General features: G+C 64.7%; 16 protein-coding genes. 5 read left to right on the forward strand and 11 right to left on the reverse strand.

Annotated elements, in window-relative coordinates; translation table 11 throughout:
• Positions 1-109: 109 nt before the first annotated feature.
• The 11 genes from FXB38_RS16845 to FXB38_RS42770 all read right to left on the reverse strand — a co-directional run bounded on the left by FXB38_RS16845 (position 110) and on the right by FXB38_RS42770 (position 11,610).
• Complete coding sequence (locus FXB38_RS16845) at positions 110-790, reverse strand: response regulator transcription factor (RefSeq protein WP_148751989.1); 681 nt, start codon at positions 788-790, stop codon at positions 110-112.
• A 301-nt stretch (positions 791-1,091) separates the two neighbouring features.
• Entirely contained in the window at positions 1,092-2,675 is a 1,584-nt protein-coding gene (locus FXB38_RS16850; protein WP_148751990.1) for a Do family serine endopeptidase, read from the reverse strand.
• Positions 2,676-2,881: 206 nt separating this feature from the next.
• Complete coding sequence (locus FXB38_RS16855) at positions 2,882-3,361, reverse strand: cytochrome c-type biogenesis protein (RefSeq protein WP_148751991.1); 480 nt, start codon at positions 3,359-3,361, stop codon at positions 2,882-2,884.
• A gap of 4 nt (positions 3,362-3,365) precedes the next feature.
• Complete coding sequence (locus FXB38_RS16860; protein WP_148751992.1) at positions 3,366-5,348, reverse strand: heme lyase CcmF/NrfE family subunit; 1,983 nt, start codon at positions 5,346-5,348, stop codon at positions 3,366-3,368.
• Complete coding sequence (ccmE, locus tag FXB38_RS16865) at positions 5,345-5,854, reverse strand: cytochrome c maturation protein CcmE (protein WP_148751993.1); 510 nt, start codon at positions 5,852-5,854, stop codon at positions 5,345-5,347. Before ccmE ends, FXB38_RS16860 begins: the two co-directional genes overlap by 4 nt.
• A gap of 37 nt (positions 5,855-5,891) precedes the next feature.
• A complete protein-coding gene (gene ccmI / locus FXB38_RS16870; protein WP_148751994.1) occupies positions 5,892-7,004 on the reverse strand; it encodes a c-type cytochrome biogenesis protein CcmI in 1,113 nt (370 codons plus the stop codon).
• A gap of 131 nt (positions 7,005-7,135) precedes the next feature.
• Positions 7,136-7,405, reverse strand: coding sequence for a hypothetical protein (locus FXB38_RS16875; RefSeq protein ID WP_148751995.1), 270 nt, complete (start codon positions 7,403-7,405; stop codon positions 7,136-7,138).
• A gap of 100 nt (positions 7,406-7,505) precedes the next feature.
• Entirely contained in the window at positions 7,506-8,909 is a 1,404-nt protein-coding gene (locus FXB38_RS16880; RefSeq protein WP_148751996.1) for a hypothetical protein, read from the reverse strand.
• Positions 8,910-9,055: 146 nt separating this feature from the next.
• Positions 9,056-10,432: a sensor histidine kinase gene (locus FXB38_RS16885; RefSeq protein ID WP_148751997.1), complete on the reverse strand. Its 1,377-nt coding sequence runs from the start codon at positions 10,430-10,432 to the stop codon at positions 9,056-9,058.
• 106 nt (positions 10,433-10,538) lie between these two features.
• Positions 10,539-11,213: a response regulator transcription factor gene (locus tag FXB38_RS16890; RefSeq protein WP_011085905.1), complete on the reverse strand. Its 675-nt coding sequence runs from the start codon at positions 11,211-11,213 to the stop codon at positions 10,539-10,541.
• Positions 11,214-11,454: 241 nt separating this feature from the next.
• A complete protein-coding gene (locus FXB38_RS42770; protein ID WP_187434935.1) occupies positions 11,455-11,610 on the reverse strand; it encodes a hypothetical protein in 156 nt (51 codons plus the stop codon).
• 235 nt (positions 11,611-11,845) lie between these two features.
• Between FXB38_RS42770 and ku the strand changes: the two genes are divergently transcribed.
• The 5 genes from ku to FXB38_RS16915 all read left to right on the forward strand — a co-directional run bounded on the left by ku (position 11,846) and on the right by FXB38_RS16915 (position 14,668).
• Positions 11,846-12,844 (forward strand): non-homologous end joining protein Ku, encoded by a 999-nt coding sequence (gene ku, locus FXB38_RS16895; RefSeq protein WP_148751998.1) that lies wholly within the window; start codon positions 11,846-11,848, stop codon positions 12,842-12,844.
• A gap of 58 nt (positions 12,845-12,902) precedes the next feature.
• A complete protein-coding gene (locus FXB38_RS16900; protein ID WP_148751999.1) occupies positions 12,903-13,139 on the forward strand; it encodes a hypothetical protein in 237 nt (78 codons plus the stop codon).
• A gap of 188 nt (positions 13,140-13,327) precedes the next feature.
• Positions 13,328-13,510 carry a hypothetical protein gene (locus tag FXB38_RS16905; protein ID WP_148752000.1) on the forward strand — a complete coding sequence of 61 codons (183 nt, stop codon included), beginning with the start codon at positions 13,328-13,330 and terminating at the stop codon, positions 13,508-13,510.
• Between the two features lie 202 nt (positions 13,511-13,712).
• A complete protein-coding gene (locus FXB38_RS16910; RefSeq protein WP_148752128.1) occupies positions 13,713-13,877 on the forward strand; it encodes a Flp family type IVb pilin in 165 nt (54 codons plus the stop codon).
• 380 nt (positions 13,878-14,257) lie between these two features.
• On the forward strand, positions 14,258-14,668 hold the full coding sequence (locus tag FXB38_RS16915) for a hypothetical protein (RefSeq protein WP_187434936.1): 411 nt from the start codon (positions 14,258-14,260) through the stop codon (positions 14,666-14,668).
• The last annotated feature ends 462 nt before the right edge of the window (positions 14,669-15,130 follow it).

Raw genomic sequence — 15,130 nt, forward strand, 5'->3', positions numbered from 1 at the left:
GCGGGATCTGCCGCTAAGGCGAGAACGGGTCAGAAGAGCAATCCAGGCCTAGCTGGAGTCCGGTCCTGCTCTGTCTGGAGCCGGCACACATGAATTCCTTACGGAAACTTCAGCGTATCCCGTCGCGGATCATGTACCCGGCGCCGCGGATCGTGTGCAGCAGCGGGCGCTCAAAACCCTTGTCGATCTTGGAGCGCAGCCGCGAAATGTGCACGTCGATCACGTTGGTCTGCGGATCGAAATGATAATCCCAGACGTTCTCCAGCAGCATGGTGCGCGTCACCACCTGGCCGGCATGCTTCATCAAATACTCGAGCAGGCGGAATTCGCGCGGCTGCAGCGTCAGCTCGTCCTTGCCGCGGGCGACGCGGTGAGAGAGCCGGTCGAGCTCGAGGTCGCCGACACGGTAGAGCGTGTCCTCGGCGGGACCGCCGCGGCGGCGCGACAGCACCTCGACGCGGGCCAGCAGCTCGGCAAAGGAATACGGCTTTGGCAGATAGTCGTCGCCGCCGGCGCGCAGGCCCTTGATGCGATCGTCGACCTGCCCGAGCGCAGAGAGAATCAACACCGGCGTCGTATCGCCCTTGTCGCGCAGCGAGCCGATCAGCGACAGCCCGTCGCGCTTGGGCAGCATGCGGTCGATCACCAGCACGTCGTAATCGCCGTTCTCGGCCATGACGAGGCCCTCCTCGCCGTCACCGGCGTGGTCGGCAATGTGTCCGACCTCGCGGAACGCCTTCACGAGATAGTCGGCGGATTCGCGGTCGTCTTCGATGATGAGGAGGCGCATTGTGCGTTCGGCGGCGGTCAAGGAGATCAACCTTCTCTGAACATGGCGCGAGCGGCAATCGCATGCAAGCCAAGCGAACGGGACTTCTTAGGCAAACAGGACTTGGGTAGGCAAAAAGGCGGGCGGTGAAGCTGGGGGGACCTCACCGCCCTATGCCTTCCGACGGAGGGGGGCGTAATTCCACCGGAAGGTAGGCATGGGGAGCAGGCGTTGCGCTGCTCCCCGGAAGAGTGCCGCCGGCGGGGGCGACTGATGCCGGCGACACCCTTCATCTCGCAAGCCTCCTGCGGCTCAGCCCTTGTCAGCCCTTGGCAATGGGCACCGCGACGAAGCGCGACTGGCCGCCGCTCTTCACGCGCATCAGGACGCTGTTCTTGTTGTCGGTCCGCGCCGTGTTGATGGCATCGCGGACCTCGCCGGCGGTGCTCACGCTCTTGCCGCCGACTTCGAGAATCACGTCGCCTTCCTTGAAGCCGCGCTCGGCGGCCGCGCTCTTCGGATCGACTTCGGTAACCACGACGCCGTCCTTGCCGGCGCCAGCCACGGAGTTGGCGGGCGCAACCGTCATGCCGAGCTTCGGCACGTCGGTGCCCTTGCTGGCGCCCTTGCCGCTGTCGTTGTCGTTGTCGTTGTCGGCCTTGGCCTCGACCGTGTTCGGCAGCTGGCCGAGGGTGAGGTTCACGACCTTGTCCTGGCCCTTGTGCAGCACGTTGAGCTTCACGGACGCGCCGGGCGCCATGCCGCCGATGGTGCGGGCGAGCTCGCGGGCGTCCTTGACGGGTTCGCCGTTGACCGTCGTGATCACGTCGCCGGACTCGATGCCGGCCTTGGCCGCCGGGCCATCCTTCTGCGGCTCCGCCACCAGCGCGCCTTCGGCCTTCTTCATGCCGAGGCTGTCGGCGATGTCCGAGGTGACAGGCTGGATCTGCACGCCGATCCAGCCGCGGCTGACCGAGCCCTTATCCTTGAGCTGGGCGACCACGCTCTTCACGGTGTTGGCGGGGATCGAGAACGCGATACCGACGCTGCCGCCGGAGGGCGAATAGATCGCGGTATTGACGCCCATCACTTCACCCTCAGTGTTGAAGGCCGGACCGCCGGAATTGCCCTTGTTGACGGGCGCATCGATCTGGATGAAATCGTCATACGGGCCGTTGCCGATGTCGCGGCCGCTGGCCGAGACGATGCCCGCGGTCACGGTGCCGCCGAGACCGAAGGGGTTGCCGACCGCCAGCACCCAGTCGCCGATCCGCGGCTTGCCGTCGGCAAGCTTGGCGAAGGGGAAGTTAGAGCTACCCTCGACCTTGATCAGGGCGATGTCGGTGCGCTGGTCGGTGCCGATCACCTTGGCGCTGAAGGTCTTGCCGTCGTCGGTGGTGACCTCGACCTTGTCGGCGCCGTCGACCACGTGGTTGTTGGTCACGGCGTAGCCGTCAGCCGAGATGAAGAAGCCGGAGCCCTGGCCCTGCACGACGCGGCCACGGCCACCCTTCTGGCCCGGGAAACCATCGGGACCGCCGAAGCGGCGGAAGAAGCGCTCCATCGGCGAGCCCGGCTGGAACGGCGAGGCGGAATCATCGCCGTCGTCGTTGCTCGCGGTCTTCTCCTTGATGTTGACCTTCACCGAGATCACCGAGGGCTTCACGCGCTCGACGATGTCAGCGAAGCCGATCGGACGCTCGACCTTCTTGACCTCGTTGTTGACCTGCGCGTGCGCCGGGCTGGAGAACAGGTCGGCGGGCGACGTCGTCGGGCTGAAGCCGTGGACGGCGACACCGAGACCGGCGACGACCGAAGCCATCAGCGCGATTCTGCGGGCGGAAAACACGGAACGGCGAGGCTGCCGGTAGGACGGAAGGTTGGTGAGGTCGGGACGATCGGTCATGCAGGTCTCCAGGGCCTTGAAATCCATCTGGTGCCCGGTAGCGGCACCTTACGGACCTGAAGATGGGGATTTGCGCCTTACCGCGCGCTGGCTGCGGGGTTAAACTTTTGTAATGAAGACCGCGCTGGCGTGCGGCAGTTTAGCGCAGACCAAAAGTCGCGATCTTGCAGGAACTTAACGGGTTCCGGCGACGGCGCCGCGCGACCCTAGCGCGATGTCGCATCGTCCGACATCAGGGCGGCAAGCCGCGCCTCTTCCTCGGGCGTCAGCGGCGCCATGACGTCTGTGCCGTTCCGCGAGCGACGCCTAATTTGCCGCCACAGCGCAAACCCACCGCCGGCCAGCAACAGCGGCGCGAGCAGCCACAACAGCATGGTCTGCCGTTCGAAGCGCGGCTTGAGCAGTACGAACTCGCCGTAACGGGCGACCAGGAAATCCAGCACCTGAGAGTTGCTGTCGCCGGCCGCGATCCGCTCGCGCACGAGAAGACGCAGATCTCGCGCGAGCGGCGCATCGGAATCGTCGATCGACTGGTTCTGGCAGACCATGCAGCGCAGCTCGCGCGACAAGTCGCGCGCGCGGGCCTCCTTGACGGGATCCGACATGATCTCGTCGGGCTGCACCGCATGCACCGCCGGCATAGCCAGCAGCATGAGCGCGACGATCGCGGACATCATCCGGCGCATCGCGTCACTCCGCGGGTTGCAGGCGCTGCTTGGCCCGCGCCGGCTTGGGCGCGCCGACCCGCAGGCGTCGGTCGGATAGCGACAGCACGCCGCCGAACGCCATCAGCACCGGCCCCCACCAGATCATGAGCACCAGCGGCTTGTGATAGATGCGCACCGCGATTGCGCCCTCGGCGGTGACGTCGCCGAGCGAGATGTAGAGCTGGCTCGCGCCACGAGTCAAAAGCGCAGCTTCCGTGGTGGAGGAGCCACGCGTGGTGAAGCTGCGCTTCGACGGCGTCATGACGCTGAGCGCTTCGCCATCCCGACTGACGTTGAACTGGGCAATCATCTCGCGGTAGTTCGGCCCTTGGCGCTCGAGCAGACCGTCGAGCTTCAGGTCATATCCGGCGACCTGCGCGACGTCGTTCGGCTTCATGGTCGCGATATATTCTGTGTTCCAGGTGGTCTCGCAGACGATCCCGATCAGCGCGACGCCGAGACCGGCATGCGCGAACACAGTTCCCCAGGCCGAGCGCGGCAGGCCGCGAGCCCGGCGCAACGTCGTCGCGAACGGCAGACGAAACAGGCCGGTTCGTTCAGCCAGATCCGTCGCGGCCCCGGCGATGACGAAAACCCCGAGCCCGATGGCCAATGGCGCCAGTGCGCTGCCGCCACGCGTCCAGGCCCAGACGATCGCGATCACCACAAGACCCGCCACGCCGGCCGCAAGCAGCCGCTGGGTGACGCCGAGCAGATCGCCGCGCTTCCACGCCAGCATGGGCCCGAACGGCACGGCCAGCAGCAACAGAACGAACAGCGGCACGAAGCTGAGATTGTAGAACGGTGCGCCCACGGACATCTTGAAGTCGGCGAGCACTTCCATCGCCAAGGGATAGAGCGTGCCGAACAGCACGACCGCGCAGGCCACCGTCAGCAGCAGATTGTTCAGCACCAGCGCGCCCTCGCGCGAGATCGGCGCGAACAGGCCGCCCTGCTTCAACGAGGTCGCGCGTCCCGCGAACAGCGACAGGCTGCCGCCGATGAACAGGCAGAGGATCAGCAGGATGAACACGCCGCGGGTCGGATCATTGGCGAAGGCGTGGACGGAGGTGATGACGCCCGAGCGCACCAGGAAGGTGCCGAGCAGCGACAGCGAGAAGGTCAGGATCGAAAGCAGGATGGTCCAGACCTTCAGCGCGTTGCGCTTCTCCATCACCAGCGCCGAGTGCAGCAGCGCCGTGCCGGCGAGCCAAGGCATCAGCGAGGCGTTCTCGACCGGGTCCCAGAACCACCAGCCACCCCAGCCGAGCTCGTAATAGGCCCAGTAGGAGCCCATCGCGATACCGAGCGTCAGGAAGATCCAGGCGACCAGCGTCCACGGCCGCACCCAGCGCGCCCAGGCCGCATCGATTCGCCCCTCGATCAGCGCCGCGATCGCAAACGAGAACGAGATCGAGAAGCCGACATAGCCGAGATAGAGCATCGGCGGATGCACGGCGAGACCGATGTCCTGAAGCACCGGATTGAGATCGCGCCCCTCGATCGGCGGATTGACGATGCGCAGGAACGGATTCGAGGTGATCAGGATAAAGAGATAGAAGGCGCTCGCGATCCAGGCCTGGACCGCCAGCACATGGGCGCGCAGCGACAGCGGCAGATTGTTGCCGAACGCCGCGACCAGCCCGCCGAACAGCGCCAGGATCGACACCCACAACAGCATCGAGCCTTCATGGTTTCCCCACACGCCGGTGATCTTGTAGATCAGCGGCTTCATGGAGTGGGAATTCTCGTAGACGTTGGCGACGGAGAAATCCGAATTCACGTGCAACGTCACGAGCGCGATGAACGAGGCGCCGACGAACACGAGCTGCGCCAGCGCGGTGGAACGCGCCACGTTCATCAGCGCGGAATCGCGCAAGCGGGCGCCGATCATCGGCACGAAGGACTGGATCAGCGCCAGCGCGAGCGCCAGCACCAGCGCGTAATGCCCGGCTTCCGCGATCACCGCACCGCTCCTTGCGAATTGCCCTGCGCCGTCGTGGCGGCAGGCTTGGCACCACCAGCAGCCTGGGCGCCGTAATCGTCCTTCCAGTGCCCTTGCTTCTTCAGGGCATCGGCCACGTCCTTGGGCATGTAGGTCTCGTCGTGCTTGGCCAGCACGGTGTCGGCCTTGAACACGCCGTTGGCATCAAGCGCGCCTTCGGCAACGACGCCCTGCCCTTCGCGGAACAGATCGGGCAGGATGCCCTTGTAGGCGACGGGCAGCTTGGCACCGCCGTCGGCCACTTCAAACGTCACCGCGAGATTGTCGCCACGCTGCAGCGAGCCCGGCTGCACCAGGCCGCCGAGGCGAAAACGCTTGCCGGGCTGGACGTGGTTTTCGGCCACCATAGTCGGGGTCGAGAAGAACACGATGGAGTCGCGAAGTGCGTTGAGCACCAGCGCGGCTGCGAGCGCGAGCACGGCGAGGGAGCCGCCGATGATGGTCATACGTCGCTGCTTGCGCGTCATGGCGTATCCGTTCTCCGCTCGTCTGGTGCTGCGCCTGTCATCCGTCGAGCCCGAGAGTCTTGAGGCCTTCGTTGAGCCGGCGCAACCGCTCGGAATCTTTGGCGATCGCCTGGCGGGCGTCGGTCGAGGCGGCCTGCGCCTTGTCGCGATCGCCCATCACCAGATAGGCGCGCACCAGACGCAGCCAACCCTCGACATCGTCGCCGTTCTGCTTGAGGCGCGTGGCGAGACGCTCGACCATGCCGCGGACCATCGCGTTGCGATCGCCGTCGTTCATCTCCTTGGACGCTGCGATCGTCTCGTCGGACAGCGCCGGCATCGTCACGCCGCCGCCGACCCGCGCGAGCGAAGTCTGAACCAGCGGCCGCCACGGCGCATCCGCAGGCGCTTTCGCCAGCAGCGCGCGCCAGATATTGGCCGCGTCATCCTTGCGGCCGTCCTGCTCGGCTGCGAGCCCGAGGAAGTAATTCGCCTTGGGATCGTCGGCGTTGAGCGCATGCGCACGCTCGAACTCGGTCTTGGCCTCCGCCGTCACCACGCCGCTGGCAGCGGCCGTAATCGCCTCGCCGAGATCGGAGCGGCGCTCCGCGCTCTCGCCGTTATAGGTGATCGAGCTGCGATAGGCGCGCACGGCCTCGTCGAAGCGGCCAAGCCGCTCCAGCACCGGCGCGAGCACGTTCCAGCCGCGGCCATCGGTCGGATTTTTTTCCAGATGTTGCTGGACCTGCACGACGAGGTTCTCGAGCGACTGCGCCATGCCGGACCCCGCCCCACGCTCCCGCTGCGCTAGCGGGAAGTCGCGAAGCGCGGGCGAGCCGAGCGGAACGTAAATTGCGGCCGCCACCAGAGGCAGGCCGACCAGCGCCAGCACGGCGGCCGCGCGGCGCCATTTCAGACTGGATGTCAGCACGAGCCCAGACTCGCTGCCGGCGGCGGCGAGCAGCCTGCGGCTGATCTCGACGCGCGCTGCCTCGGCTTCAGGTAGCGCGATCAGTCCTGCCGCGAGATCACGCTCGATCTCGGCCAGCTGATCCTTGTAGACCGCGACCTCGCTGCCTTGATTGTCAGGACGCGCGCCGCGGCCAAGTGGCCAGAGCACGGCGAATATCGCCGCGACCGTCATCAGCGCGAACACGAACCATAGCGTCATCTGGCAAGCTTCCGGCAGCGCGCGAGCCGCGCCTGTAGGTGGCTTTACACCACGGCCGGACGATGCGGCAATTGACAATTGTCAATTTGGTGCGAGCGCACATAGTCCCGAAATGGTGAAAATCCAACGGCTTAGCTGATCTCGAAGTCCACGCTTCGAGCGGCGTCCTCGCCATGCCCGTTGAAGGCCCTCAGGAAATATGTTCCCGGCTCGATTGCCTCAGGCAATCTGATGCGCAACGCCCCGACCGGAACGGGCGATGCAACCCTGGTGACGGTTTCTGACAGTTGCCGACCGCTTGTCTTCTCGACCAGCACCACCTTCGCGCCGACCATCAGCCTTTGATATTTGGCAACAATGACGCGGTTTTCGATTTCGATGGAGCTGATAACGGGTTTCATGCGCCCACAGATAGAAATTCCAGAAGCTTGCACGGGGACCGTAGGGCCCGCGACCGGCAGCGTCAACTACAAATTGTGATTACGGAAAAATGCGCTTGGATCAGCTTGCGCGGGTCGATTTGCGCTCGCCCGTCGCCGCGTTCTCTGCCGCGCGGCTCATCAGCGAGGCGTAATCGTTGCCAAACAGCACCTGGCAGAAGCGGATCGCGGCCTGCACCTGCTGCTGCCGGTAGGTACGGACCTTGTGATCGGCAGCGCGCAGCGACTGCACCAGCTGCTCAGTCGACCGTTCCACATATTGCTGCAGGTCGGAATAGGTGCGCAGCGTCACCTCGTTGATCGCGAGCTCACTGGCATAATTGCGGCAGGTTGCGACGAAATCGATCAGCGCCACGGTTTCCTCGACCTCGGTGCTGTCGATCCGCGCGCCCGGCGGAATGTCCTTCTCGGGGCGCTGGCGCAGGATGCGGCGGACGCGGCCGGGAACGTTGTCGATCTCCGACTGCAGCGCGTTGGAGATGTCGGCCCGAATCGAGGTCAGCTGCTTGCCCCAGGCGGAATCGTTGCGCAGGTCGAGCTCGGTGCGCAGGCCGCGGACGCCGTCGTGCAGCGCTTTCAGATTGTCGGCCACCGTCTCGAAATGGCCGCGCTTGATGTCCATGCGCAAATTGGCGGCGACCCGGGCCAGATCGTGCAGGGCTATCGTGACGGCCACGCCGTACGGCGTCGCCGCGACGCGGATCTCGTCGTCGGACGCGGCGATCTTGATGGCGAGGCGAATGATCTGCCACGGCGCGGTCATGCGCTGGACCACCACCGACAGCGCAAATGGCAGCATCTGCGGGGTCTGGAGCACGGGAACGTTGAGCGCAGCGGTCACCGAGGCGATCTGTGGATCGCCGAATGTCCGCAGGAAGCGCGGCAGCTTTTCATTGAGCGTGCCAATGGCCTCGCGAACGGCGAGCACCGCGCCGATCGAATAGAGGTCCTCGATCACGCTGGGCGGACCGACACGGGCGAGCGCGCGCGACTTGTCGCCGCCGCCGGGCCCCGTCAGCTCGAAGATGGCGTGCGCAGCCACGGCCTGGAGCTTGAGCGCCAGCGCCTCGACCTGCCCCGCACTGTCCGACGCCGGCATGCGCGCCAGCGCCGCCTCAAATTCGTTGATCTTGTCCGGGGCGCCGTCGCGGCCGAGCCATTGCCAGATCGGATGGAGTGCGGAGCGGCGGATCTGTCCGACCCGGGTCGGGGCGCCAGCCTCGACCAGGAACGGTTCCAGGATCTGGAACAGCAGCCGCGACAGATCGTCGGCGCGCGGCGGCGCAACTTCGTCGGCCTCGGTCTTGCGCACGATCTTGCGCAGCTGCTCGAGCACGAGGGTTGCGACCGCGGTGTCCTGGCCGCGCTCAAGCGCGCGCTCGAACTCCCGCATCAGCAGCGCCTGCGCTTGCGGCGGGAGCTGCGCGAGATATTCCCTCAGCCGCTCGATCGATGTCTGGCTCATGCGCCCGGGTAATGCACGGTAAGTGGCGGACGAGGATGCGTCCTCTCCGATCATAGCCGGGTGCGCCTTAAGAAGCCGTTGAGGAAGTCGCTCCGAATACCTCCGGTTTCGTTCGGAAGCCCAAATAATCGTTTGAGATCAGAGGATTATACTCCCGGCAGCACCAGCTCGGCCCGTAGACCCCCGATCGGGGCGCTGCCGAGCGACAGGCTGCCGCCATAGAGCGCGGCAAGATCGGTCACGATCGACAGCCCCAGCCCGGAGCCCGGCTTGGACTCGTCGAGCCGCTGGCCGCGCCGGGAGACCTGGGCACGCTCGGCCTCCGAGAGGCCGCGCCCGTCGTCATCGACAATGAGCCGGAGCCTGGGGCCTGCGCCGGCCTGCTGCGAGGCCTCCACCAGCACCTCGATGAAGACGCGCGAGGCCGCCCATTTGCAGGCATTGTCGACGAGATTGCCGACCATCTCCTCCAGATCCTGCCGCTCGCCGCGGAATTTCGCCGATGGATCGGCCTCGGCCTCGATGGCAATGCCGCGGCCGCGGTGGATCTTCTCCATGGTCCGCCGCAACGCCTCGATAGCGGGGGCAACCTCGGTCACGGTGCCGACGATCGAGACGCGGGCCGCGATGCGGGCGCGCTCCAGATGATGGGCGAGCTGGTTGCGCATCACATCCGCCTGCTCCATCACCTTGGCCGCGAACGGATCGGCCGCATGCGTTCCGGCCTCGTTGACGATCACCGACAGCGGCGTCTTGATCGCATGGGCGAGATTACCGACATGGGTTCGCGCTCGCTCCACGATCTCGCGATTGGCGTCGATCAGCGCGTTGGTCTCGCGCGCGAGCGGCGCGATCTCGACCGGGAATTCGCCCTCGAGCCGCTCCGCCCGTCCGGAGCGGATGTCGGCAATGGATTCCGAGATGCGCTTGAGCGGGGCAAGGCCGAAGCGAACCTGGAACACGGTGGTCAGCAGCAGCACGATGCCGAGCGCCGTGAAGGTGCCGCCGAGATAGTAGTCGAAGCTGCGCGTCTCGTCGAAGATCTCGGTATCGTCGCCGGCGACGCTGACCAGGTATTTGCCGTCGGCGCCGAGATCGACGGGACGCTCGACCATGCGCAGATTCTGCCCTTCCGGCCCGTCGACATAAGCGAGGCGAATGCCGGCCGCGGTGAGCTCGGTGCCCTGCTCTTCCAGCTTCGGCAGCTTCTTGTCCCAGAGCGAGCGCGAGGACCGCACCTCCGGCTTCTCGGTGTCGGTGCGCGTGATCTGCCAGTACCAGCCGGACAGCGGCAGCTCGAACAGGGGCTCGCCAAGCGATTGGAACTGGCGATCCGGCGGCTCGTCCGGCGTCGCGACCTCGGCGATCAGGGTACGGAGATAGAGGTTGAGCCGGCGGTCGAAGGCGCGCTCGGTCGCGTTCTTGTAGACCGACGACAGCACAACACCCGTGATGGCCAGGATCACCACGAGCCAGGCGGTCGCCGACAGGAACAGGCGGTTCGCAAGCGAGCTGGCGGGCATCGGAACGATCCCGGAGGCGCGAGGTGGCGGCATGGCGTCGGCGGTCATGACCGGACCAAGGCCCGTGTAGGCGCGGCCGTCAAGCCAAGATCCTTCGAAAGCCCCCTTAAGCGCCCGGCGCCGGCGGCGGGGTCAGGAGATAGCCGAGGCCGCGGACCGTCTGGATGATGTCGACATCGAGCTTCTTGCGGATGCGACCGACGAAGACTTCAATCGTGTTGGAGTCGCGGTCAAAATCCTGGTCGTAGAGATGCTCGACCAGCTCGGTGCGCGACACCACCCGCCCCGAATGGTGCATCAGATAGGCCAGAAGCCGATATTCGTGCGAGGTCATCTTGACGGGATTGCCGGAGACGCTGACCCGGCCGGTGCGGGTGTCGAGCGTGACTGGGCCGCAGCTGAGCTCGCTCTGGGCATGGCCGGTGGAACGGCGCAGCAGCGCACGGATCCGCGCCAGCACCTCCTCCAGGTGGAACGGTTTTGCGACGTAGTCGTCGGCGCCGGCATCAAAACCCTGGACCTTGTCGCTCCAGCGGTCGCGCGCGGTGAGGATCAGGACCGGCATGGTGCGGCCGTTGCGGCGCCAGGCTTCCAGCACCGAGATGCCGTCCTTCTTCGGCAGGCCGATATCGAGCACCACGGCGTCATACGGCTCGTTGTCGCCGAGATAATGCCCCTCCTCTCCGTCAAAGGCGCGGTCGACGACATAGCCGGCGTCCGTCAGCGCCTTGGTGAGCTGACGATTGAGATCGGGGTCGTCCTCAACAACGAGCAGGCGCACGCTTCTCTCCGAAATGACTGCATCAACTACGCCACAGATGATCAATCCCGGCGTGAACTGAATATGAACGCGGGGAACCGGCCGCGTTATTTTTTGGTCATATACTTGGTCATATACGATGTGTTCGCACCAGACGCGACTGCGCCCGCCAGGCCACCGGGCGAGACCTGTGGCATGGCGGGCGCAGTGTGCCGCGTTAGCGGCTGAGTCGGAAGGTCCGCCCTTCCCGCTGAATTGTCCGTCAGGTCCGGAAGAACACGAACCAGATGACGGCGAGGATCAGGATCGCAAGCCCGGTTGAGATGGCGAGCAGCGCCGCCACCGACGGCCCCGGCTCGCCCTGGCGCGCCTCGGTTGCAGTTTCAACGATCTGACGGTCCTCGCGCGTGCGTGCCATGGTGGCCTCAATCTCTGAACGTCGCCTCCGCTGACCGCGAACTCATCACGGCCCTGTGTCCGGGGCCAACGCCCGATCCGATACGATGTTCCGGTCTTTTGCCAGTCGATCGGGCCGAACCGCACGGTCAGCGGCTGGTTAACGCAGTTGCAAGATTCCGCACTGACCCATGTAGGATTCGGTGTTCCCCGATGGTATCGTCATAAGCCTGTCCCTGTTGCGTTTGGAGTAACCCATGGCCCCCCGTGCCAACTGGAAGGGTTTTTTGCGCCTCTCGCTCGTGACCTGCCCGGTCGCGCTGTATCCGGCCACGTCGGATACCGAGAAGGTCTCGTTCAACCAGATCAACCGCAAGACCGGCCACCGGATCAAATATCTCAAGGTCGACGCCGAGACCGGTGACGAGGTGACCTCCGAGGACATCGTCAAGGGCTACAAGGTCGACACCGACACCTACATCGAGGTCACCAAGGACGAGCTCGACGACATCGCACTAGACTCGACGCACACGATCGACATCGACGAGTTCGTGCCGAAGACCGATATCGACAACCGCTATCTGATCCGCCCCTATTATCTCGTGCCGGACGGCAAGGTCGGCCACGATGCCTATGCGGTGATCCGCGAGACCATTCGCAGCATGGACAAGGTCGCGATCGGCCGCGTGGTGCTGACCAATCGCGAGCACATCATCGCGCTCGAGCCGCTCGAGGCCGGGCTGATGGGAACGCTGCTGCGCTATCCCTACGAGGTGCGCAGCGAAGGCGAATATTTCGACGACATCCAGGACGTGAAGCTGACGAAGGACATGCTCGACCTCGCCAAGCACATCGTCGAGAAGAAGTCCGGCGCGTTCGAACCCGAGCTGTTCGAGGACCATTACGAGAGCGCGCTGATCGATCTCATCAACAAGAAGCGCGCGGGCGCGCCGATCGCGGCCAAGTCCACACCGAAGAGCGGCGGCAACGTCATCAACCTGATGGACGCGCTGAAGAAGAGTCTCGCCAGCGAGAAGGATGTAGCCCCCGCAGCGAAAGTCGCCAGGGAGACGGTCAAGGAAACCGCCAAGGATACCGCCAAGGCCAGGAAGCCGAAGAAGCGCGTCGAAGGCCAGCGCGAGATGCTGCTGCCGATCTCGGGCAAGGGCGGCAAGGAGGCCGCGGCAAAGGAAGCTATATCGAAGAAGGCCGACAAGCCGGTGCGCGCGACCACACGGACGAAGAAGGCCGGCTGACGACCTCGCATCACCGATCGCGCCGTGACGTCTCCCCTCACCGACCGGGCTGCCTGACATGCCCTGGTCGACGCCGTTCGACGATCCGATCAACTTGCGCGGCGGACGCCGGCTCCGCACGCTGCAAGAGGCCGCCGACTTCATCATGCAGCTGCCCGCAGCCGAGCAGCAGGAGCCGCGCTGGCAGACTGCGATCGAGATGCTGATCAACGCGGCGGAAACCGGCGGCGGCTGGCTGATGTTCGCGCGCGTTGGGATGCTGCGGGCGTTGAACACGGACGGCCGCCGTGGATAAGCCGCGACCGGCATGCTTGACGATCGGTTGACGAACAGCCTCAATAATCCGTTAAGCGGCGCGCTTCCCTTCCGCACGATCATGTCATCGTGTCGCACCGAGTATTCCTACGGGAACCAAAATTAACCTCCGATTCCCCTTGCTCGCCCCATGGTCCGGCGTTCGATTGAGCCAGGGTTCGCACCTTCGTGCCGCAGCAGGACGCCAGAAAGAACTACATCGGCATCGTGAGTGACACGACCGAGGAAGAGCGCATCGCCGACACTGCCGCGCGCTTGCAGCCGCATGTGGTGGGCTATCTGGTCGGTCGTCTCGCGGCTGCGCTGGGACGCGCTCGCAAGGGCGCGCTGGAACGCACCACCACGAGTTGAGGCGGGCCGGCTTCCCCTCATTTGAATTGGATAATGAAACCTTCGTTTAACGGCTGTTACGTTAAGACACAGCAGGCAAGCTTCGGCCGAGCCTTGCCTATTTCGAGCCCGGCCTATTTGACGCGCGCAAATGCCCGCCGACCACTTTACCGGTTTGATAACGCCGCGCGCCTACATTGGATCGGATCAAGAGGAGTTCGCGATGGTTTTGCTTAGGTCTTTTCTTGCCGATGAAAATGGCGCCACCGCGATCGAGTATGGCCTGATCGCCGCCGGCGTCGCGCTTGCGATCGTGACCATCGTGACCAACACGGGCAGCGTCCTCCTCAGCAACAAGTTCAACTCGATCAGCGCAGCCACGAAGTAGTTTCGTGATTGCGAGCGCAGCGTGGAGTGGGGACGGCGTAAACGCCGTTGACAGCCACCTGCGTGGAGCGACAGCTCTCTCCACCGTCATTGCGTGGAGCTCGCGACAAAATTGCGCAGCAATTTTGCGCTGATGCGACGAAGCAATCCAGAATCCTCCGCGGAAAGATTCTGGATTGCTTCGCTCCGCTCGCAATGACGGCGTGCGGAGAGGCGGCACAGCTCTGACAACCCGACACACCTCCGCATCCTCGCGTCGACTTTTAAGGGCGCAGGGAAGGTTTCGCTTCCGCTCTACCCGTCCTACGGGCATATTTTCAACACGGCGTGGCTCCGAGTCATGCTATCAATCGCTGCACCAAAGCCACTTGAAGGATACGGATGAAAAGCGCGACGCTGCTGGTTCTTGGCTTCGTGTTTGTTGGCGTCTGGTCGCAGGACAGCGCGACAGGGCAGACGTCAGTCGCGCCGCCGGTTTCGCTTGCTCCGCCCAAAGCATCGCCGCCGCGGGCAAGCGCCGGGATTTCGCCGGCAGCGTCTGACAATCGGTCCTCGACACCGGCGACGAACGGACCTTCATTGTCGCCAAATCCAGCCGTCGACTACGATGGCTTCAGCGTCGGCACCGTCGAGGACAACACCCCGCATCAGGCGACGCGCCCCACGAAGCCACGCGCAGCAAGGGACTCCAAGACCAATCCGGATACAAAAGGCGTCGCGGGACAGGACCCGATCGACCGGGAAGATGCGGCGTTGAAACGCAAGCTGATGATCTGCCAAAGCTGCAAATAGGCGGTTCCCTCGGAATTTTCCGCTCGCGAAACCGTGAAGAGACTTCGTCAGCCGCGCGGAACGAAATAATCCGCCTCCGGATTGAAGTCGCTTTCGAGCGATCACGAAGTCACGGCAATACGTCGCCGAGCTACTGTCTCGACTGTTCTGATTGGGAGAGACAACAATGCAGTCACATCAGGCTTTCGTCGCTCCGGCAATCATCCTCTGTTGCTCGCTGTTGAGCATCGCCACTCTGGTGATGGTCGGAGCGTGGTGAAGTCAGGTTAAAAGTCCATGCGCGAAGAATTCACATCGCTCGCTTTTCTGGCCGTAACCGTGGCCGGGGTCGCGTTACTGGGATCAGGTCTGCTCGCACTGGCCTTGGTAGGATAGGCCGCTCGCCCGCCACGTCCGGCGGCCCGCTCGCGCTGCATAGCAGCCTTCTGCGTGCGAAGCGCCGCTTTACCCTCCCGGCATTTC

Origin of the sequence: Bradyrhizobium cytisi, from assembly GCF_008123515.1 — a bacterium.
GTDB lineage: Bacteria > Pseudomonadota > Alphaproteobacteria > Rhizobiales > Xanthobacteraceae > Bradyrhizobium > Bradyrhizobium cytisi.

Bases quoted from the DNA above. Each gene is read 5' to 3' on its own strand.
- FXB38_RS16850 (WP_148751990.1), bottom strand. From the start codon at position 2,675: ATGACCGATCGTCCCGACCTCACCAACCTTCCGTCCTACCGGCAGCCT.
- FXB38_RS16880 (WP_148751996.1), bottom strand. From the start codon at position 8,909: ATGAGCCAGACATCGATCGAGCGGCTGAGGGAATATCTCGCGCAGCTC.
- FXB38_RS16845 (WP_148751989.1), bottom strand. From the start codon at position 790: ATGCGCCTCCTCATCATCGAAGACGACCGCGAATCCGCCGACTATCTC.
- ccmI (WP_148751994.1), bottom strand. From the start codon at position 7,004: ATGACGCTATGGTTCGTGTTCGCGCTGATGACGGTCGCGGCGATATTC.
- FXB38_RS16900 (WP_148751999.1), top strand. From the start codon at position 12,903: ATGCCCTGGTCGACGCCGTTCGACGATCCGATCAACTTGCGCGGCGGA.
- FXB38_RS16855 (WP_148751991.1), bottom strand. From the start codon at position 3,361: ATGCGCCGGATGATGTCCGCGATCGTCGCGCTCATGCTGCTGGCTATG.
- FXB38_RS42770 (WP_187434935.1), bottom strand. From the start codon at position 11,610: ATGGCACGCACGCGCGAGGACCGTCAGATCGTTGAAACTGCAACCGAG.
- FXB38_RS16910 (WP_148752128.1), top strand. From the start codon at position 13,713: ATGGTTTTGCTTAGGTCTTTTCTTGCCGATGAAAATGGCGCCACCGCG.
- ccmE (WP_148751993.1), bottom strand. From the start codon at position 5,854: ATGACGCGCAAGCAGCGACGTATGACCATCATCGGCGGCTCCCTCGCC.
- FXB38_RS16875 (WP_148751995.1), bottom strand. From the start codon at position 7,405: ATGAAACCCGTTATCAGCTCCATCGAAATCGAAAACCGCGTCATTGTT.
- ku (WP_148751998.1), top strand. From the start codon at position 11,846: ATGGCCCCCCGTGCCAACTGGAAGGGTTTTTTGCGCCTCTCGCTCGTG.
- FXB38_RS16915 (WP_187434936.1), top strand. From the start codon at position 14,258: ATGAAAAGCGCGACGCTGCTGGTTCTTGGCTTCGTGTTTGTTGGCGTC.
- FXB38_RS16885 (WP_148751997.1), bottom strand. From the start codon at position 10,432: ATGCCCGCCAGCTCGCTTGCGAACCGCCTGTTCCTGTCGGCGACCGCC.